This window comes from Pseudomonas sp. JH-2 (assembly GCF_036231725.1).
GTDB classification, from domain to species: Bacteria; Pseudomonadota; Gammaproteobacteria; order Pseudomonadales; family Pseudomonadaceae; genus Pseudomonas; species Pseudomonas delhiensis.
The window spans coordinates 16299-35684 of sequence record NZ_JAZAQP010000061.1; the positions used below are offsets into that span (position 1 = coordinate 16299).

General features: G+C 69.0%; 13 protein-coding genes and 1 pseudogene. All 14 read right to left on the reverse strand.

Features of this window, described 5'->3' with window-relative positions; genetic code table 11:
* Positions 1–82: 82 nt before the first annotated feature.
* Positions 83–1087, reverse strand: a complete 1005-nt coding sequence (locus tag VV867_RS27685) for a quinone oxidoreductase family protein (protein ID WP_328568108.1) — start codon at positions 1085–1087, stop codon at positions 83–85.
* A gap of 64 nt (positions 1088–1151) precedes the next feature.
* A complete protein-coding gene (locus VV867_RS27690) occupies positions 1152–3074 on the reverse strand; it encodes a propionyl-CoA synthetase (RefSeq protein WP_328568109.1) in 1923 nt (640 codons plus the stop codon).
* A gap of 140 nt (positions 3075–3214) precedes the next feature.
* Positions 3215–4618 (reverse strand): amidase, encoded by a 1404-nt coding sequence (locus tag VV867_RS27695; protein ID WP_328568110.1) that lies wholly within the window; start codon positions 4616–4618, stop codon positions 3215–3217.
* Entirely contained in the window at positions 4615–5478 is an 864-nt protein-coding gene (locus tag VV867_RS27700) for an alpha/beta fold hydrolase (RefSeq protein WP_328568111.1), read from the reverse strand. Before VV867_RS27700 ends, VV867_RS27695 begins: the two co-directional genes overlap by 4 nt.
* A 57-nt stretch (positions 5479–5535) precedes the next feature.
* Complete coding sequence (locus VV867_RS27705) at positions 5536–6870, reverse strand: Rieske 2Fe-2S domain-containing protein (RefSeq protein WP_009619897.1); 1335 nt, start codon at positions 6868–6870, stop codon at positions 5536–5538.
* Positions 6871–7096: 226 nt separating this feature from the next.
* Entirely contained in the window at positions 7097–8101 is a 1005-nt protein-coding gene (locus VV867_RS27710) for an AraC family transcriptional regulator (protein WP_275626854.1), read from the reverse strand.
* A gap of 426 nt (positions 8102–8527) precedes the next feature.
* Entirely contained in the window at positions 8528–9064 is a 537-nt protein-coding gene (locus VV867_RS27715) for a cupin domain-containing protein (RefSeq protein ID WP_275626855.1), read from the reverse strand.
* A 22-nt stretch (positions 9065–9086) separates the two neighbouring features.
* Positions 9087–10193: an alcohol dehydrogenase catalytic domain-containing protein gene (locus VV867_RS27720; protein WP_328568112.1), complete on the reverse strand. Its 1107-nt coding sequence runs from the start codon at positions 10191–10193 to the stop codon at positions 9087–9089.
* 108 nt (positions 10194–10301) lie between these two features.
* Complete coding sequence (locus tag VV867_RS27725; protein WP_275626857.1) at positions 10302–11561, reverse strand: DUF1329 domain-containing protein; 1260 nt, start codon at positions 11559–11561, stop codon at positions 10302–10304.
* Between the two features lie 20 nt (positions 11562–11581).
* Entirely contained in the window at positions 11582–13186 is a 1605-nt protein-coding gene (locus VV867_RS27730) for a DUF1302 family protein (RefSeq protein WP_275626858.1), read from the reverse strand.
* Between the two features lie 69 nt (positions 13187–13255).
* Entirely contained in the window at positions 13256–15643 is a 2388-nt protein-coding gene (locus tag VV867_RS27735; protein WP_328568113.1) for an efflux RND transporter permease subunit, read from the reverse strand.
* A 31-nt stretch (positions 15644–15674) separates the two neighbouring features.
* Positions 15675–16733 carry a WD40/YVTN/BNR-like repeat-containing protein gene (locus VV867_RS27740; protein WP_328568114.1) on the reverse strand — a complete coding sequence of 353 codons (1059 nt, stop codon included), beginning with the start codon at positions 16731–16733 and terminating at the stop codon, positions 15675–15677.
* 222 nt (positions 16734–16955) lie between these two features.
* On the reverse strand, positions 16956–17669 hold the full coding sequence (locus tag VV867_RS31245) for a methyl-accepting chemotaxis protein (RefSeq protein WP_442965056.1): 714 nt from the start codon (positions 17667–17669) through the stop codon (positions 16956–16958).
* A pseudogene (locus tag VV867_RS31250) lies at positions 17652–18935 on the reverse strand (HAMP domain-containing protein); the annotation flags it as partial. The pseudogene VV867_RS31250 and the gene VV867_RS31245, both read right to left, overlap by 18 nt.
* Between the last annotated feature and the right edge of the window lie 451 nt (positions 18936–19386).

Consider the following 19386-nt stretch of genomic DNA (forward strand, 5'->3'; position numbering starts at 1 on the left):
CGAGGCGCCCTGCCCGGTATGGGCTGGAAAAAAATCCCGTGCCCAGGGGGCACGGGCAAACCAAGGAACGCAAATGACGGAACTAGGCCCCCGCCGGCAGCAGCACGATGCAGCCAGTGGTCCGCCGGGCCTCCAGGTCGCGTTGCGCGCTGGCGGCCTGCTCCAGCGCATAGCGGTGCATGACCGGGATCCGCACGTCGCCCCGCGCCACCCTGGCGAACAGCTCGTCGCTGAGCGCCTGGGCCCGCTCGCGGCTCGACACGTGGTGCCACAGGCCCTGGTAGGTCAGGTACAGCGAGCCCTTGCTCACCAGTTGCGCCGGCGCGATGGCCGGCGCGGGGCCGGAAGCGTCGCCGAAGGCGACCAGCAGGCCGAAGGGCGCCAGGCAGTCGAGCGACTTCTCGAAGGTGTCGCGGCCGACCGAGTCGTACACCACCTTGACGCCGCGCCCGCCGGTGATTTCCCGCACCCGCTCGACGAAATCCTCGCGCCGGTAGTTGATCGCATGCGCGGCGCCGTGCTCCAGCGCCAGCCGGCACTTCTCGTCGCTGCCGGCGGTGGCGATCAGCTGCAGGCCGAGCGCCCTCGCCCACTGGCAGGCGATCAGGCCCACTCCGCCCGCCGCAGCGTGGAACAGCACGCTGTCGCCGGGGTGCAGCCCCTCCACCGGGGGGCAGCGCGTCAGCAGGTAGCAGGCCGTCCAGCCCTTGAGCATCATCGCCGCGCCGGTCTCGAAGCTGATCGCATCCGGCAGCCGGCAGACCGTCATCGCCGGCATCAGCCGCACGTCGCAGTAAGCGCCCGGCGGGAAGCCGGCGTAGGCCACGCGGTCGCCTACGCGCAGGTGCTCCACGCCGACGCCCACCGCCTCGACCACGCCGGCCCCTTCCATGCCGGGCTGCAGCGGGAACGGCAGGCCATACAGCCCCTTGCGCTGGTAGATGTCGAGGAAGTTCACCCCGACGGCGTGGTGGCGGATGCGCACCTCGCCCGGGCCGGGCTCGCCGACGGCGACCTCGACCACGCGCAGCGCCTCCGGGCCGCCCGCCTGGTCGATGCGGATGGCCCTGCCAGTGTGCAGGCTCATGTCTGTGCTCCCCTTCGAAGGTGGGGCGGATGGCCCCGGCCGGGGACATCCGCCAGGGTGTTTCTCAACGCCTGGCCAGCGCCGCGGCGATTTCGTCGAGCACCCGCGGGTCGTCGATCGTCGCCGGCACCACGGGCTGCCGGCCATCGGCGAGGGCCCGCATGGTGGAGCGCAGCACCTTGCCCGAGCGCGTCTTCGGCAGGCGCGCGACTATCAGCACGGTCTTGAACGAGGCCACCGCGCCGATCTGCTCGCGCACCCGCGCGACCAGCTCCCGTTCGAGGTCCTCCGCCGGGCGCTGGACGCCGGCCTTGAGCACCACCAGGCCCATGGGCAACTGCCCCTTGAGCGGGTCGGCGACGCCGATGACCGCGCATTCGGCGACGTCCCCGTGCCCGGCCAGCGCCTCCTCCATCGCCCCGGTCGACAGGCGGTGGCCGGCCACGTTGATGATGTCGTCGATGCGCGACATGATCCAGGCGTAGCCGTCGGCGTCGAGGTAGCCGGCATCGCCGGTCAGGTAGTAGCCGGGGTAGCGTGCCAGGTAGTTGTCGAGGTAGCCCTGCACGTCGTTCCACAGCGTCGGCAAGGCGCCCGGCGGCAGCGGCAGCTTCAGCACCAGGTTGCCGATCTGCCCGGCAGCGACCTGCGCGCCGTCGGCGTCGAGCGCCTGCAGGTCGAAACCCGGCACCGGCACGCTGGACGACCCCGGCTTGACCGGCAGCGCCTCGATGCCCTGGCAATTGGCGATGGCCGGCCAGCCCAGTTCCGTCTGCCACCAGTGGTCGACCACCGGCACCCCGAGCAGCGCCTGCGCCCAGGCGATGGTGTCGGCGTCGGAACGCTCGCCGGCGAGGAACAGCGCCCGCAGGCAGCCGATGTCATGGTGCTGCAGCCGCTCGCCGCGGGGGTCTTCCTTCTTGATCGCCCGCAGCGCGGTCGGCGCGGTGAAGAAAGTGCTGACGCGATGCTGCGCGATCACCCGCCAGAACGCCCCCGCATCCGGCGTGCCCACCGGCTTGCCTTCGTAGAGCAGCGTCGTGCAGCCGAGCAGCAGCGGCGCATAGACGATATAGGAATGGCCGACCACCCAACCGACGTCCGAGGCGGCCCAGAAGACCTCGCCCGGCTTCGCCGCGTACACCGCGCGCATCGAGTAATGCAGGGCCACGGCATGGCCGCCGTGGTCGCGCACCACACCCTTGGGCTTGCCGGTGGTGCCGGAGGTGTAGAGCACGTACAGCGGGTCGGTGGCCGCCACCGGCACGCAGTCCACCGGCTGCGCGGCGGCCATGGCCGCCTGCCAGTCGAGGTCCCGCCCGGCGACGAGTTCGGCCTGCAGCTGCGGGCGCTGCAGCAGGATGCAGTGCGCGGGCTTGTGCGCCGACAGCGCGATGGCCTGGTCCAGCAGGGGCTTGTAGGCCACCGTGTGGGTCGGTTCGATGCCGCAGGAGGCCGTCACCACCAGTTTCGGCTGCGCATCTTCGATGCGCTTGGCCAGCTCCGGCGCGGCGAAGCCGCCGAACACCACGGAATGGACCGCGCCGATCCGCGCGCAGGCGAGCATGGCGATCAGCGCCTCGGGCACCATCGGCATGTAGATGACCACGCGGTCCGAACGCTCCACGCCCAGCGCCCGCAGGCAGCCGGCGAAGCGCGCCACGAGGTCGCGCAGCTCACGGTAGCTGAAGGTTTCGCAGCGGCCGGTGACCGGGCTGTCGTAGATCAGCGCGGCCTGCTCGGCCCGCCCGCCCTCGACGTGGCGGTCGAGGGCGTTGTAGCAGGTGTTGAACTCGGCCCCGGCGAACCAGCGGTACAGGGGCGCCCGGCTTTCGTCGAGCACTTCGTCCCAACGGCGGTGCCAGTGCAGGTGCCGCGCCTGCTCCGCCCAGAATGCCCGCGGGTCCGTCAGAGAGCGTCGGTGCTCCTGGCGGTAGTGGCTGTCTTCTTCCTGCCCGGTGGCCGGGCACGCATGGACTTCGTTCATTTGTTGTTCTCTGGGTTGCATCCGGGCCCGTACCCGCCGCGGGAAACACGGCGCCGCAGGCTCAGCCCGATCTTATGAACCGCCCCTGCCCCGCACACTCCCGTGGGCGGGGCCTTTATCCCGGCAGCGCAAGAAAGCGCTCAGATGCCCGGTGGGTGCCTGCGGTGCCAATCGCTCGCCTTCTGCAACGCCATGCCCGCCCGGCACAGCACGGCCTCGCCGCCCTTGCCGGCGATGAACTGGCAGCCCAGCGGCAGGCCTTGCGGGGTGAAGCCGCAGGGCAGGCTCAGGCACGGATGGCCGCTGACGTTGAAGGGCGCGGTGAACTGGATCAGCCGGCGATTGGCCTCCGCATCCAGCGCCAGGGCCGCCAGTTGTTCGTGGCTCGGCGCCGCGTAGGGCTGCACCGGGGCCAGCAGCAGGTCGACCTGGGTCAACAGGCTTTCCAGCTCGCCGCTGAAGCGCTGCGCGGCAAGCAGGATGCGCTGGTAGTCCATGCCCGAAAGCGCCCGCCCGCCGTCGATCAGGCGGCTCAGCGCCGGCCCGTATTCCGCCGCGTGTTGCGGGTAGGTGGCGGCATGGGCGACGGCGGTCTGCACGCCGCAATGGGCCTCCCAGTTGGCGCTCACCGGGTGGGTGTCCGGCATGCGCACGCGCAGCAGCTTGCCGCCGCCCTGCAGGACAATCTCCATGACCTGCTGCAGCGCCTGCTGGATGAGCGGGTCGACGCCGTCGCTCAGCCAGGCCTCGTCCACGCCGATGCGCAGGCCCTGGAAAGATTCCTCCAGGCCGGGGATCTCCAGGCACACGCTGGGCAGCGAGGTGGGGTCCCGCGGGTCGTGGCCGGCGATGGTCGACAGCAGGAACAGCGCATCGCGCGCGCTGCGGGTGATCGGGCCGATGTGGTCGAGGCTGGCGGCCAGCTCGAAGCAGCCATGCCGGCTGACCCGCCCCCAGGTCGGTTTCAGGCCGGTCAGGCCATTGGCCGCGCAGGGGAAGCGGATCGAGCCGCCGGTGTCGCTGCCCAGCGAGGCGTAGCAGAGCCCGGCGGCGGTGGCCACCCCGCAGCCGCTGGAGGACGCGCCCGCCCAGTGCCCGGCATGCCAGGGGTTGTTCGGCGCGACCAGGCTGGGGTGGTGGATGGCGAAGGCGCCCTCGGTCATCTGCAGCTTGCCGAGCAGCACCGCGCCGGCCTCGCGCAGGCGCGCGACCACCGTGGCGTCCTCCTGCGGCACGCGGCCGTGCAGCAGCGGCATGCCGGCGCAGGTCGGCACCCCGGCGGTGTCGAAGAGGTCCTTCACCGCGATGGGTATGCCATGCAGCGGGCTGCGGCATTCGCCGCGCATCAGCTCGCGCTCCGCCTGGCGGGCCTGTTCCAGGGCCAGCTCGGCGGTGACGCAGGCATAGCTGTGCAGCTGCGGCTCCAGGCGCTCGATGCGCGCCAGCTGCGCCTCGACCACCTCCACCGGCGACAGCTTGCCGCTGCGGATCAGCGCCGACAGCTCGTACATCTCCAGGTAGTGCAGTTCGCTCGAGGCGTTCATTCGTGCCCTCCGATGAAGGTCAGCGCCAGCGCATTGAACTCGTCCGGCGCTTCGCTCTGCAGGTGGTGCGCGAGGTTGCCCAGCACGTGCAGCCGGGCATCGGCGAACTGGTTGAGCATCAGCATCGGCACGTCGACGCCACCGAACCAGTCGTGCAGCCCCCAGCAGATCAGGGTCGGCGCCAGCACCCGGGAGAACACCGGCATCAGGTTCTCCCACTGGCCGAAGGCCCCGGGGGTCTTCAGCAGCGCTATGAAGCCGGGGTTGGCGCTGGCCTCGAAGCGCAGGCGCAGGGTTTCCTCGTCGAGGCGGGCATCGTCATGCAGTTCGTAGCGGCGGATCAGTGCCGCCATCTTGTCCAGGCTCGGCCCGCCGTCGGCCAGGTAGTAGTCGCTTATCAGCCCCGCGGCGTGCTTGCTGAACAGCGGCAGCGGCTGCATCACCCCGCGCTCCACCGGCTGCGAGCCGATCAGCAGCAGGCTGCCGACGCGCTCGGGGTGGTCGACGGCGAAGCGGATCGCCACGCAGCCGCCGAAGGACTGGTTGACCAGGTGCGCCCGGGCGATGCCCAGCGCATCCATGAAGCCCAGCAGCTTGCGCGCGTGCCAGCTGAAGACCGGGCCCTGCACCGGCACCATCTCGGACTGGCCGAACTGCGGCAGGTCGAGGAAATAGCAGCGATGCCGCGCGGAGAATGCCGCGGCGCTCAGGCGAAAATTGCTCCAGGCGGTGCAGCCGGGCCCGCCGCCATGGGTGAAGATCACCGGCGGGCGGTCGCTGGGGCCCTCGACCAGACGGTAGTGCAGGCGCACACCGTCCACCGTGAGGAAATGGCTGCTGGAGCCGGGTATCTGCGGCATGGGGGTTCCCCTGGGAAGGTGACCCGGCCTGGAGCGCAGGCCGGGTCGGGCTGGCGGTCAGTCCTTGATCTGCTCGACCTTGTACCCCGGGCGCTTGCCGTCGGCGGTCTGCTTGAAGATCAGGCTGGTGTCCTTGACCGCGCCGGCCACGCCGCGGCCGGGCTTGGCAATGCCGCGGTTCCAGCGCGAGGCCAGCTTGCGCCAGGTGATCGGCGAGACGTCGGTGGCGACCAGTTGCTCCTCGTCCCAGCCGGTGCCGTCGTAGTAGAAGTTCTGCATGGCCTCGCGGGCGTACAGGTCGCAGTCGTTGAAACCGTGCAGGCACAGCGGCTCGTAGACGCGGTCGAAGCGGTACTGGTGCTTGGTCCGCTCTTCCTCGGTGTTGCACACGCGGACGATGATTTCCCAGTATTCGTGGGTGTCGTCGGTGATGGGCACGTACCACTCGTACTGCGCCATGTGGTCGCCCGGCCAGTTCTCCACCATCAGCACGCCGGGCAGCACCACCGAGGTGCGGTAGAAGCGGCCATTGACACCCTCGACCTTCAGGCCCAGTTCCTTGTTCTCCAGCACCGGCGCCCACTTGTCGGTGAACAGCCACTGCATCAGGCCCTTCGGGCCGTTCTCCTCCTCCACCACGCTGATGCAGTCGTCGCCGGTGGGCAGCAGGCCCAGCGGCAGGACCCAGTCCATGGCATGGACGATGGTGTTGTCCTTGTGCACCAGGATGTGCGCGTTGTCGAAGCCGTTCTCGCAGGCGATGCGCCAGTTGCCGAAGCCGGTGCGGTGCATGCCCAGCACCACCGCGTTGTCGTCCAGCAGGCTCGGCGAGGCCGGCCACAGCGGGTGCGGGAACTGCTCGCTGCGCTCGGGGAAGCGGAACGGCAGGTCCTGGGCCAGGGGCGGTACGTCCTCGTCCGGGTAGTCGTCCTCGCGGACGAAGACGAAGATCATGCCGTTGACTTCGTGCACCGGGTAGGTGGTGACGCCGGTGGTGCCGATCAGCTTGTCGTCCGGGTTGGCGACGATGGTCACCAGCTTGCCGCTCTCCAGGTCGAAGGTGAAACCGTGGTACCAGCAGGAAATGGTGTTCTTGGTGAAGCACATGGGCTTTTCCGAGAGCCGCACGCCACGGTGCAGGCACTGGTCCTTGAGGGCGAACACCTTGCCGTTGGCGCGGCGCAGCACGATGGGGATGCCGCAGATCTGGATGCCTTCGACCTGGTCCTCGACCAGCTCATGGCTGAACAGCGCCGGGTACCAGTGGTTGATGAAGCCCCAGGCCGCGTCCTTGTAGGGCTGGTACTGGCTCTGGGTCTTGGCGTTGTTGACGCGGGCATCGCTGATGCCGGTCTTGACCTGGCGGCGACGGATGATCGGTTGCTCGGACATGAAGGGACTCCCCATTGGCTGACTGGACAGGCGCCGCGCCATGCGGCGCGCTTGCGGGCCATCCTAGAAAGCCGCTTCCCGGCTGACGCTCCCGGAACCGAGGGCGTTATCCCCCCAGCGCAGAAAAAGCGCACGGGTTGCAGGGGCATGGGCAAAGGGGCTGGGCGGGGCGCGGGAACGAGCGGGGAAGCCGTGCGGGGAAGAGGGACATCCGTGTCCGCGCAGGTCAACGGGCGAGGGTTTCCGAGGGGCTTTCGCCGAAGCGGCGCTTGTAGTCGGTGGTGAAGTGGCCGAGGTGGCTGAACCCCCAGCGGAAGGCCACGGCGGTGACCGTGGTATTGCCAGGGGACTGGCGCTGCAGTTCCTCCTGGACGTGGCGCAGGCGCACCTCCTTCAGGTACAGCATCGGCGAGGTGTTGCGGTAGCGGCGGAAACCGGTGAACAGCGAGCGGCTGCTGACGCCCGCATGCTCCGCCATGTCGATGATGGAAATCGGCTCGTGGGCGTGCTCCTCGATGTAGCGCTCGACCTTCTTGACGAAGGACGGGGCGATCACCGGCCCCTCGTTGGCGAGCATTTCCGCGCTGTAGTTGTGCGGCTGGCAGGCCAGCAGCACGTTCACCAGCGCCTGCTCGAACTGCGCGGCCAGCAACGGCGAAGGCTCGCTGTCATCGGCGGACAGGCTGTCGTAGATCCAGCCGACCGTGCGCATCCAGCAGCGCCCCTGGGGCGTGTCCAGCGGCATGCCCGGCTGGAACTCCAGCTCCTTGCGCAGCATGCGCCCCAGGTGCTGCTGGCAGTTGCGCTCCAGCAGGCTGGTGTCGATGCGGATGATCAGCTTCTCGGTGCTGTTGCTGTGGTTGATCCGCGACGGCAGGTGGGCGTTGAGCACCGAACCCATGTGCACGTTGGAAAGCACGCGCTGGTTGCCGCACTCGATCTGCTCCTGCCCGCAAATCGGCATCTGCACCAGGGTGAAGGTGTCCAGCTCGCCGGGCTCGATGGTGATGTCGCCGCCATAGCTCATGCGCCCCATGCCGATGCTGCCCAGGCGCCGGTAGTAGATGCGGGTGTTGACGGTGCTGTTGGCGTCCAGGCTGGACAGGCGGTTCTCGCAGAATATGCGCTCCCCGCACTTGCGGGCCTCCTCGAGGTCCTGCGTACGACAGACTTCGTAGCGCGACAGGACGACGTCCGGTGGTACCGCAGGGGAAAAGAACAGGCGTTCCATATAGCACCCTCCTCTACCCGGGCACGCGACCGGGCAGGCTCTCACGTTTTATTCGGTGCACGGCGTCGGGGACTGCGCACCATTATTGTTATCGCGACCAGGACCGGCCGACCGCTGCGGCGCAGCCCAAGCGGGGTGCGTCACGCATCGCTGCGGTGCGGCGGGCGGCGCCTGGGCGTCGCCCGGCCGGTACGCGGGGCCAGCAGCGCCGGGGCGCGCTGTCACCGCATCGGGTATCCCGGGCCGTCCTCCCATGCAGATGCAATAAGCACGCCCATCGGCCAGGCCGGGCCATGGAAACGGACGGCCGGGAAAGGTCTTGCAGCTACGCGCCGGGGGCCTTTTCCCAAGGCGCTCTAGGATGATGTTCTCTGGCCCGGGGCAGCGCCCCGGGCCGCTTTCGGCGCACCTCGCCGGACGAGCGCGTCAGCGCCGCGCACCGACCATCACGAAGAGCATTCGCGCCGCAGTGTTACCGGTGTTACGCCAGGCATGCCGGGTACCCGACTGGACCACCACATCGCCCTGGCGCAGGCGGGTGCTGCGCCCCTCGTCGAGTTCCAGGAGCAGTTCCCCTTCCAGCACCACGCCGTAGTCGATGCTGTCGGTACGATGGAAGCCTGGATGCTCGGGCTCGAACAGCTCCGCCATGCCCGGCAGCCGCGCGCGCATCTCGTCGACCGCGGCGGCGGCGTCGACCTCCTCGGCGGGCGCATCCTGCTGCGGCGGGAAGGTCACCAGCATGACGCTGGTGCCGCCCGGCACCGGCAGCACCGAGGCCACGCCCAGGGACGGGTCCCCGGGGTTGGCGACGATCCGCGGGTCCGCTCCGGTCTGCCATACCAGGGCCGCGGAAAAGCCCGGGGAATGGACGAACGGCTCGGTGCCGGCGAGCGGGCCCTGGCTGTCGATCTGCGAAAGGCCGCGGCTGTCGTGGCCGGTCACGATGCGATTTACCTGCATGGTCGAGTCTTCCCTCGGTTGTTCATTCGTGCGCGATGTGGAAGTTGACGAAGCCGCTGGCCTGCGCCTGGATGTCTTCCAGCGCCTCGTTCAGGCGCTCCAGGGGGTAGGCCCGCTCCTCCAGCAGGGACAGGTCGAGCACGCCCGACTCGATCATGCTGGCCATCTCGTCGCCTTCCACCGGGGTGAACCAGAGCGAGCCGATGTACTGCAGCTGCGCGCACATGAAGGGGTGCGGGTCGATGGGGATGGGGCCGGCCACGCCGCCGATCTGCACGATGCGCCCACCGCGGCCGACCGCTTTCATCGCCTCCACCGAAAGCGACGCGGGCGCCTTGGCGCCGAGGGTGTCGAGCATGGCGTCGACGCCGCCGGGCACCTGCTCCAGCACCTGCTCGTGGACGCTGCGCTCGCCGATGCGGATCGCCACGACACGCTGCGGCGCCAGCGCCCGCAGGCGTTCGAGGGCAGCGCCGTCACGCGCGGCGACCAGTACCTGCGAGGCGCCGAAGGCCAGGGCCAGCAGCGCCGCGCCAACGCCCAGGGTGCCGGAGGCGCCGAGGATCAGGATGCTCTGCCCCGGGCGCAGGCCGGACTTGCGGATCGCCGAGTAGGCGGTGCCGAGGTAGCCGAAGCGGGTGGCCTGGGAGAAGCTCAGGCGTTGCGGCAGGCGCACCAGGTTGTTCGCCGGCGCGGTCATGTACTGGCCGTAGCCGGCATACGGGTAGCGCTCGAAGATCGCCTGCGAACCGGGGCCGAAGCCGAAGTAGCCGAGGAAGGTGTACGCCTCGCAGCGCGGCGTTTCGCCCTGCCGGCAATGCCGGCACTCGCCGCAGCCGACGCCGGGGTTGACGTAGACGCGGTCGCCCGGCCTGAAGGCGCTGACCGCGGCGCCGACCTCGGCGACCACCCCGGCCGAGTCCAGGCCGAAGGTCGCCGGCAGTGCCGGCAACGGCAGGAAGGGATACCACTCGGGGAAGTGGGTGGTGACGTTCTTCAGGTTGGGAATGATCCCGCTGGCCTCGACCTTCACCAGCACATCATGGGGGCCGGGTGCCGGCCGGGGTAGTTCGTCGATGCGGAATCGTCCGCCGATCTCGTGCAGGCGCGCGGCCTTCATGGTCGACATGCTCGTGTTCTCCGAAGGGCCTGGCGCCGCCGTTGCGACGCGTGGCCCGGGGTGGCGGGAAAGAGGGGGCGGCATCCGTGCCGCGGGGAAACCGTGCCGGGCCCGCCGTCAGCGGCCGGCGGCCTGCAGGGTCTGCAGGGAGAAGTTGCTGGCCTTGGCGGGGAAGTTGGTCTTCCAGCTCGCGGTGTCGATCAGCGAGACCGTGGCATGGTTGCGCTGGAAGTCGATGACCGCGCCGGCGGTGGTCCGCACGTCGCCGTCGGCGATGTTGGAGTAGGAATGGAACTCCATGAACTTCCAGAACTCGCCCTTGCGGTCGTAGGCCTCGGCGTAATAGAAGCGCGGGTACTTCACGTCCATGTACAGCACCTTCTTGCTGTAGGGGTGGATGGACGGGGTGATGGCCTCGATCACGTATACCTCGCGTGGCTCGAAGTTGTTGTTGTTCATGTTCCAGTACGGCGGCTGGTCGTCGAGGACCGGGTACTTCTCGGCCGGCGTCTTGCCGTCGGTCTTCCACAGGCCGGTCTTGCTGTTGGCCACGGCGAGCACCCAGCGGGTGCCGAGCAGCTTGTACTGCGGGTACCAGCACGGGCGCGCGTTGAAGACGTCCAGGTCGTCCTGCAGCTGGTCCGAGGAGCCGACCGGGTCCATCCAGGCGCCGCCGGACAGGCGGCGCACGCGGCGCACCGCGGGGATGTAGGCCCAGACGTCGTTGACCTTGTCCGAGTCGTACATCTGCGTATAGGTCCCCAGCCCCTTCATGTCCGATGGCGACTTGAAGTACAGCAGCTGGCGGCCGCGCTCGCTGCCGTCGCCCTCCACCGCCTGGTCGCCGGTCAGGCGGCCCTTCATGGAGTAGCGGCTGAACTCCGCCACCGGCTCGGCGTGGATGCCCTTCTTGCCGTCGATCAACAGCTGGGTGAACTGCGGGACCTGGGAAACGTCACCCACCAGTTGCCCCAGGTGCCAGTTCCAGACCAGCTTTTCCGCGGCCTGCGGGTCCTTGGCGTCGACGTTCGGGAAGGGCTCGCCGGCCACCCAGTTGTCCACCCGGCAGGCTTCCTTGTTGATCACCGTCTTGCCGGCATTGGCCTGCGATGCCTTGACCCAGCGCGGGTCGAGCTTGACCTCCTGGGACTTGGCCAGCGGCAGTTTCCAGCCGGTGTTGCGGATCCGCCATTCCATCTTCTCGGTCAGCAGGCTGGCGATGCTGTGGCCTTCGAAGGTGTCGTTCTTCACCTGGTCGAGGTTGGCCGCGGAAATCACCGTGCCCGGCGCAAGCTCGGCAGCGGAGGCCAGCAGTGGGGACAGGCAGGCCAGGGTCAGGCCCAGGGTGCGTTGCAGAACCGGTCGTGCGCGTTTCATGGTCAGGTCTCCACTACGGGTCAGAACAGGTAGGTCAGGCTGGTGTAGAGCTGGTCACGGTTGTGGAAGTAGCCGAACAGCGTGGTCTTGTCGCAGTTGGCGGCATTGCCCGGGGTGCACTTGTCGCCGTCGCGCCAGGCGTCGTCCCAGAAGGCGTCGTACTCGACCTTCCAGCGCCACTTGCTGGACAGCTCGAAGGTGACCGAGGGCACCGCGAAGCCGCCGTTGTTGCTCAGGTCCGCCCCCAGCACCAGTTGCGGGCGGATGCGCCCGCTGTCGTAGCTGAGGTCGAAGATGGTGGTGGCCAGGACCGAGTGTTCCTTGACCTTGCCGCCCCAGCCGACGCTGTAGAGCAGCTGGTCGTCGGAGTCGTAGTTCTGCACCCACTTGTCGAACAACTGGACGGAGAAGAACATCGGCTTCTCGGTGCCCAGCAGGCTCTGGGTGGCGGCGATGTTCTTGTCCATGCGCAGCATCAGCGCCACGACGTTCTTGGTCTGGAAGCCGTCGAAGCCCGGGGCGATGTTCTGGCTGAGCGGGGTCGGCACCGGCAGCGCGATCTGGTAGGGCGCGTCCTTGATGTACGCCACCTCGGTGCTGAACACCGCATCGGCCGCGTCGGAATAGCGACTGGCGGTGAAGCCGTAGATGTTGACGATCGGGTAGATGATCTCGCCGGCCAGGCCCTTGGTCTGGTCGGTGCCGACGGTGTTGGCGCCGGACGGCACCTCGGGCAGGCCGAACAGCGCGAGGTTGTTGGAGGCGTTGAGGATCGGCGAGTTGTAGAAGGTGCGCAGGTAGGACAGCGAGTAGTTGGTGTCGCCGAGCATCCCGCTCCAGCGCAGGCCGCCGGTCCAGTGGCGGTAGTCGCCTTCGTTGTTCTCGTAGTTATAGGGGTCGATGTTGCGGAAATCGACGCCGGCGTAGGGCTGGCTCGACCAGCGCGCGCCGTAGATGTCCAGTTCGCTGCCGATGTCCTGCTTGCGGTCCAGCCCCGGCCGCACGAAGGCCTCGATGCCGCCGTCGGCCTCGGGCACGTCGACGTTCACCTTGACGATGTTGTTGGTCTTGCGCAGTTCTTCGTTGGCCGGCTCGAGGAAGCTGCGCCAGGTGTAGTCGAAGCCGTGCACCAGGTCGTTGGCGGCGAAGAAGTCGGTCTCGCCCCAGGCGATCTGCTGCTTGCCGATACGGAAGCGGGTGCGTTCGCCGACCGGGAAGTCGATGTACAGCTCGCGGATTTCCTCCTTGTCGTAGAGGTCCATGATGTCGCCGTGCTCGCCGGAGTGGTAGTTGTTGGCGCCCATGTCCTCGAGGTGCTTGAGGAAGTCGGTCTTGACCTCGCGCGAGGCGCGCAGCTTGGCCACCACCGAGACCTGGTCGGTCGCCGCCCAGTCCAGGTTCAGGCGCGCGGTGCTGCGCGCCATGGACAGCTTGCCACCGTCGCTGTAGCCGGGGGTGTCCTCCCAGTTCTTGGTGTTCCAGGACAGTTCCTCGCGCAGGTAGCCATCGACCTTGAGACTGTCGTCGGCCAGGGCCGGCACGGTCACCGGCACCAAGGCGATGGCCAGGGCGAGCTTGTGAAGTGCAACACGCGGTTGCACGCAGGAGTCGACGCTAGAGTTCACCGGATACCTCCCCAGAGGTTAAGAGCGGCCAGAAGCCATGGTTTTGGTTTTGTTGTTGTGCGTTCGCTTTCACACGGCCTGCAGCGGGGCCGGCTCCAGCGCCTGCAAGGCAGCCGCATGCGGCTGCCCGGCGAAGATGAAACGGGGACGGAAGACGTAGATCAGCGAGGGCATCACGAACAGCGCGGAGATCGCCGACACGCTCAGCCAGATCGCCATCAGCAGGCCCATCTCGGCCTGGAAGCGCAGCGACGAGGCCCACCACAGCAGGGTGCTGAGGATCAGCACGCTGGCGGTGACGATCACCCCCATGCCCGCGGAGTGCAGGGCCTGGCGGATGGCGTGCTCGGGGCTGCTGCCGATGGCGATCTCTTCCTTGACGCGGTCGGCGATGTAGAAGGCGTAATCCACCCCCAGGCCGATGCCCAGGGCCGCCACCGGCACCGTGTTGATGTTCATGCCGATGCCCTTCCAGGCCATGAAGCTGAAGGTCAGCATGTTGGAGATGATCACCGGGACCATGAACAGCATGCCGGCCACCGCCGAGCGGTAGACCAGGGTGCAGAGCACGGCGAGGACCAGCAGCGCCAGGGCGATGGCCTCGATCTGGCTGGACAGGATGATCTCGTTGACCGCGGCCATCACCCCGATCACCCCGCCGGCCAGCTGCCAGTGGCCCTGGCTCAGGGGGTTCTCGGCGATGAACTCCTTGATCCGCGCCACCGCGGTGCGGATGGTCTCGCCCTGGCGGTCGCGGAACATCAGGGTCACCGAGCCGTTGGCGTACTGGGTGTCGGTGAAGCGGTCCATGTCGCCCGGCTCGGACACCGAGTCGAGCATGGCCACCAGGCTGCCGTTGATGGCGTCGTCCTCGCCCAGCTCCAGGTAGCGCGGGTTGCCTTCGCGCAGGCTGCTGTTGACGTGGGGCAGCACGTCGGCCAGCGACAGCGAGCCGCCGATCTCCGGCTGGGCCTCGATGAAGCGCTGGAAGCGGTTCATCGCGTGCAGCGCCTCGTTGCTCTTGACCAGCCCGGGGTGGCCGTCGTCGCCGAGGACGATGAACATCCGGTCGACGCCTTCGAAGCGCCCGTTGATCGCCGTGGAATCGAGGTTGTACTGCGCCTGCGGCCAGAGGATCGGCGAACCCGGGTTGGCGTCGCCGATCTTCAGGTTGAACGCATACCAGCCGGCGCCCAGCACCAGCAGCAGGCTGCCGCCGAGCACGACATAGCGGCCGCGGGACAGCGTCACCGCGACGCTCAGGTCGAGCACCTTGCGCAACGCCGGCAGGCAGTCGAACGGATGGGCGAAGCTGTGCGGACGGCGGATCCACGACAGCATCACCGGCGTCAGGATCACCGCGCTGACGGTCAGCGTCGAGACCCACACCACCGACAGCACCGTGAGCTTCTGCAGCATCGGGATCGGGCTCAGGGCGACCACCGCCATGCACGCGGCGTCGGCGATGACGCCCAGCATGCCCGGGCGGAACAGGTCGGCCAGGGCGACCCGCGCGGCCAGGCGCGAGACCGCCCCCGCCGGCCCACCCGGTGGCAGCAACGCCAATTCGTCATCGAAGCGATTGACGATCTGCACCGAGTGGGAGACCGCCCGCGAGGTGATGAGCATCGCCACCACGATCACCAGCGGCTCGAAGTTGATCCGCAGCAGGTGGCAGATGCCCAGTGCCCAGAGGGCGCTGACCGCACCGGCGAGCAAGGGCAGGAACACGCCGCGCCAGGTCCGCAGCAGGATGAACAGCAGCACCAGCGTCACCGCCACGGCGGCCAGCACCAGGTGCAGGGTTTCCGGCACGTGGTGGTTCACCCAGCCATAGAGGATGGGGTCGCCGACCAGGCGGATCTTCACGCTGCCGTCGTCGACCTTGGCGACCAGTGCGCGGATCTGGTCGAAGACCTTGGCGTAGTCCACCTGCTGGTCGATGAAGTCCACGGTGATCAGCGTCGCCTGCAGGTCCTTGGACACGTAGGGCCCGTAGACCAGCGGGTTGCGCAGCACCGCCTGCTTGAGTTCCTCCATGCCCTGGGCGCTGTCCGGCACATCCGGCCACATCAGCGGGCGGCTCTCGATGCCCTCGGTGGAGGCGCGGACCTCCTTGAGCTTCTTCGAGGCCAGCGAGGTGATCTGGTACTGGTTGACCGCGGACACCTCGCGCAGCCCCAGGGTCACCTGGCGCACCTTCTCCAGCAGCGGGCGCTGGAAGATGTCGCCCTGCTCCACCTCGAACATGATGGTGACCATGTTCGAGCCGCCGAAGGTGTCCTTGAATTTCTCGTGGGTGCGCACGTACTCGTGGCGCGAGGGCAGCATGTCCTCGAATACGGTGCGCACCTCGATGTGCAGGGCGGACCAGCCCAGCAGCAGGGTCAGCGCCATGAGGATGCCCGCCACCCAGGCACGCCGGCGGATGCAGAAATCAGCAATGCGTTCGATCATCTCGTTGTCTCGGAAAAGTGGACGAGGCAGGTCAGGGTTTCAGCGGCGACCAGTGGCGGCCGTCCCAGCGGCCGATGCCGTCGCCGGCCAGCCAGGTCTGCTTGCCGCTGGACAGCGCGCCGGTGTGCCAGGACAGGTCGCGCGCATCCAGCGTGCCGCTGCGCCAGGCGATGTCGCCCGCGCCGACGCTGCCGGCGACCCAGCGGCCGAGGGCGCCGAAGGCCAGCCATTGCTGCTGCGCCGGGTTCCAGATCACGCTGAACAGGTGGTCATGCACGCCGAGCTCGACCGGCTGCCACTGCCGGCCGCCGTCGCGGGTCACCAGCAGCGTCCCCTCCACCCCCACCGCGACGCCATTGGCGGCATCGCGGAAGCGCACGGCCATCAGCGAACCGGGCACCGGGGCGGGAATCTCCTCCCAGTGCGCCCCGAGGTCCTGGCTGAGCAGGATGCGGCCGAACTCGCCGACCACCACCAGGCGGCCGTCGTCCAGCAGCGCGGCGTCGTTCCAGGCGACGTCCTCTTCCTCGCGCAGGCGCTGCCAGTGGGCGCCGAAGTCATGGCTGACCAGCAGCGCGCCCATCTCGCCGACGGCGATCGCCAGCCCCGCCGGCCCCACCCGCACCCGGTTGAGCTTGTTGGCCACCGCCGAGCGCGGCACGTCGTCGGCCAGGCGCCAGTGCCGGCCGGCGTCGTCGCTGTGCAGGATGATGCCGTCGTTGCCGACGGCCACCAGGTGGTTCGCATCCCAGGCGGCGATGTCCTGCAGGGGCTTGTCGCTGGGCGTTTCCTGGCGGCTGATGCGGCCGTCGGCGGAGATGGCCAGAACCTTGCCGTTGGAGCCGCAGGCCAGGACCGTGCCGTCGGGCAGCTGGGCCAGGCCGTAGAACTGGTCGCGGCGCTCCAGGGGCGGCGGCGTGACGCTGCCGCCGACCGGCTGCGGCTTGATGAACAGGCCCGCCCAGAGCAGGCCGCCGATGATCGCCCAGGGCAGCACCACGGCCAGCGCGTTCAGCGCGCGGTGCGGCAGGCCCGGGCCACGGGCGCCCTGCTGCGGGGAGGATGCTTCGATACTGATGAGTTTTGTCATAGCGTTGGATTCGCACACAAGGATGGTCTTCTGGCCGACGACCAAGGCGATTCCACTCTAGGGAAGGGGGGCTGCGGGGGACTATCCCGCCACTGCAGGGGTTATCCGCTGTGCGCAGATTAGTGGCCTGGATCAATTGCACGCCGCGCGCGGCAAGGCTTTCCCGGCAACGCACGAGGCCCGGCTTGCGAGGGCCGGGCCACGGGCACAGCGAGGAAACGGCTACAGGCGGAACCGGCTGACCAGGGCGCCCAGGCGCTCCGCCAGTGCCTGCAGGTCATGGCTGCGGCGGCGCACCTGCCCGGCGCTGAGCGAGGCAGCGTCGGCGGAGCTGGCTATCGAGGCCAGGCTGTGGGAGAGCTGCTCGCTGCTGGAGGCCTGCTGGCCGGTCACGCTGGCGATCTGTTGGCTCATGTCGCGGACCTGGCCGATCATCCGGGTTATGCGGTGCAGGGCGTCGCTGGCCTCGCGGGCGCTGGCGACGTTGCCCAGGGAGGTGTTGCGGCTCTTCTCGAGCATGCCGACCACGGTTCGCGTGCGCTCCTGGATCATCGACACGCTGCGGTACACCTCCTGGGTCGATGTGTGCGTGCGCCGCGCCAGGGCGCGCACCTCATCGGCGACCACCGCGAACCCCCGCCCCTGCTCGCCGGCCCGGGCCGCCTCGATGGCGGCGTTGAGCGCCAGCAGGTTGGTCTGCTCGGCGATGCCGCGGATCACAGCCACCACGGTGCCGATGTCCTCGCTGGCGGACTCCAGCTGCCCGGTCAGGGTGCAGATCTGCTCCAGCGTCCGCGCATCCTCGGCAATGGCCTCGTTCAGGCAGGCGACCGTGGCCTGCCCGTGGCTCACGGCCTGGTCGCCCTCGCGCGTGGCCTGGGCGGCCTGGTCGGTGTTGCCGGCCACCTCCTCGATGCCCTGGGACATCTGCCGCATGGCGGTGGCCAGCTGGCCGATCTCGTCACGCTGGGTGTCCACCCCGCGGCCGGTGACCTGGCTTTCCTCCTGCAGCGCCTGGGCCGCGCCCTGCAAGGCCTGGCTGGTCGCCGTTATCTCCTGCACCAGGGCGGCCATGATATCGAGGAAGCGGTTGAACTCCCGGACCAGCACCGCCAGCTCGTCGCGCCCCTCGAACGGCAGGCGCGAGGACAGGTCGGCCTCCCCCGCCACCAGTTCGCGGATCGCCTTCACCACCGCATCCAGGGGCCGCGTCATGGCGCGGCCGAGCCAGAGGATCAGCCCGCCGATCAGCGCCGCGGCCAGGCCGCCCAGCACCAGCAACTGCACCGCCAGGGCCTTCACCCCGCCCAGCAATGCCGCGCTGGGCAAGGCGGCGCCGAACGACCAGGGCGCGCCGGTGGCGCCTATGGCGACCGGCACCGCCAGCATGAACACCTCCTCCCCCATCGCCGGCGAGAGGAAGCGGATCGACAGCGGCTTGCCGTTGCGCACCGCGTCGACCATCGTCTGCAGGTGGTCGCCGAGGAAATCCGACTCGGTCTCGGCGGTGTGCCGCCCGACGCGCCGGGGATCGGGGTGGGCGACCAGGGTGGTGTCGTTGGCCGTCAGCGCCGCCAGGCCGACGCCCAGTGGCCGCAGCTGGGCCACCTTAGCCTGGAGCTTCTCCACGTCGAGGCCAAGCCCCAGGTGCCCTGCCAGGTGGCCGTTCTGCCGCACCGGCAGCAGCACGGGAATCACCGCCTTCGTCAGGCCGGCCCGCGCCGGCGAGCGGGGCGACGCCACGCTCTCGCGCTCGCCGGCGGCGCCGCCCAGGGCCTCGACCACCGACTCGCACTGCTCGGCCGTCGCGGCCTGCACGGCCTGCGCGTCACGCAACCAGCACAGCGCATCCGCTGCATCGGCGTGCGATGGCACCCACCAGGCGATGCTGACCTGGGGGCTGTCCAGCAACAGCGCCTCCAGCAGTTGCTCGCCGAGCCGGCGGTCCGGCAGCACGCCATCGGCCAGCTCGCGGGCGAGCATGTCCGCGGTCACCCGGCCCGAATGCATGGCGCCATCGAAATACGAGGAAATCTCCGCGGCCTGCTGCTGCACGATGGCCTGCACGGCCACCTCGGCCAGGGCCTCGGTGGAGGCCTTGCTCGATTGGTAGACCAGCACGACCGTCGCCAGGTAGATCAGCGTCGTCAGCGGCAGGACGGTCAGCAGCAGTTTGCTCTTCAGCGACAGGTTGGCCAGCATGGTGGGGCCCGTTTTCAATGTCGACGATCATGTCGTCCCGGCCGCCAAGCCAACGCGACGGCGTGCTTTTCGTAGGAGCGCGCCCTGCGCGCGAATCGCAGGCAGGGCCTGCTCCTACAGTTGAGGTGGGGCCCACCGTAGGAGCGGACCTTGTCCGCGATAGCCGGGGGTTCCGGCGCGATTCGCGGATGAGATCCGCTCCTACGGGTTGCCCCGACACCGTGCCTTTGTAGGAGCGCGCCCTGCGCGCGAATCGCAGGCAGGGCCTGCTCCTACAGTCGAGGTGGGGCCCACCGTAGGAGCGGACCTTGTCCGCGATAGCCGGAGGTTCCGGCGCGATTCGCGGATGAGATCCGCTCCTACGGGTTGCCCCTACACCGTGCCTTTGTAGGAGCGCGCCCTGCGCGCGAATCGCAGGCAGGGCCTGCTCCTACAGTCGGGCTCGATGTCA

Excerpts from the sequence above, each read along its gene's own strand:
- VV867_RS27685 (WP_328568108.1), bottom strand. The coding sequence starts at position 1,087 with ATGAGCCTGCACACTGGCAGGGCCATCCGCATCGACCAGGCGGGCGGC.
- VV867_RS27690 (WP_328568109.1), bottom strand. The coding sequence starts at position 3,074 with ATGAACGAAGTCCATGCGTGCCCGGCCACCGGGCAGGAAGAAGACAGC.
- VV867_RS27695 (WP_328568110.1), bottom strand. The coding sequence starts at position 4,618 with ATGAACGCCTCGAGCGAACTGCACTACCTGGAGATGTACGAGCTGTCG.
- VV867_RS27700 (WP_328568111.1), bottom strand. The coding sequence starts at position 5,478 with ATGCCGCAGATACCCGGCTCCAGCAGCCATTTCCTCACGGTGGACGGT.
- VV867_RS27705 (WP_009619897.1), bottom strand. The coding sequence starts at position 6,870 with ATGTCCGAGCAACCGATCATCCGTCGCCGCCAGGTCAAGACCGGCATC.
- VV867_RS27710 (WP_275626854.1), bottom strand. The coding sequence starts at position 8,101 with ATGGAACGCCTGTTCTTTTCCCCTGCGGTACCACCGGACGTCGTCCTG.
- VV867_RS27715 (WP_275626855.1), bottom strand. The coding sequence starts at position 9,064 with ATGCAGGTAAATCGCATCGTGACCGGCCACGACAGCCGCGGCCTTTCG.
- VV867_RS27720 (WP_328568112.1), bottom strand. The coding sequence starts at position 10,193 with ATGTCGACCATGAAGGCCGCGCGCCTGCACGAGATCGGCGGACGATTC.
- VV867_RS27725 (WP_275626857.1), bottom strand. The coding sequence starts at position 11,561 with ATGAAACGCGCACGACCGGTTCTGCAACGCACCCTGGGCCTGACCCTG.
- VV867_RS27735 (WP_328568113.1), bottom strand. The coding sequence starts at position 15,643 with ATGATCGAACGCATTGCTGATTTCTGCATCCGCCGGCGTGCCTGGGTG.
- VV867_RS27740 (WP_328568114.1), bottom strand. The coding sequence starts at position 16,733 with ATGACAAAACTCATCAGTATCGAAGCATCCTCCCCGCAGCAGGGCGCC.
- VV867_RS31245 (WP_442965056.1), bottom strand. The coding sequence starts at position 17,669 with ATGCGGCAGATGTCCCAGGGCATCGAGGAGGTGGCCGGCAACACCGAC.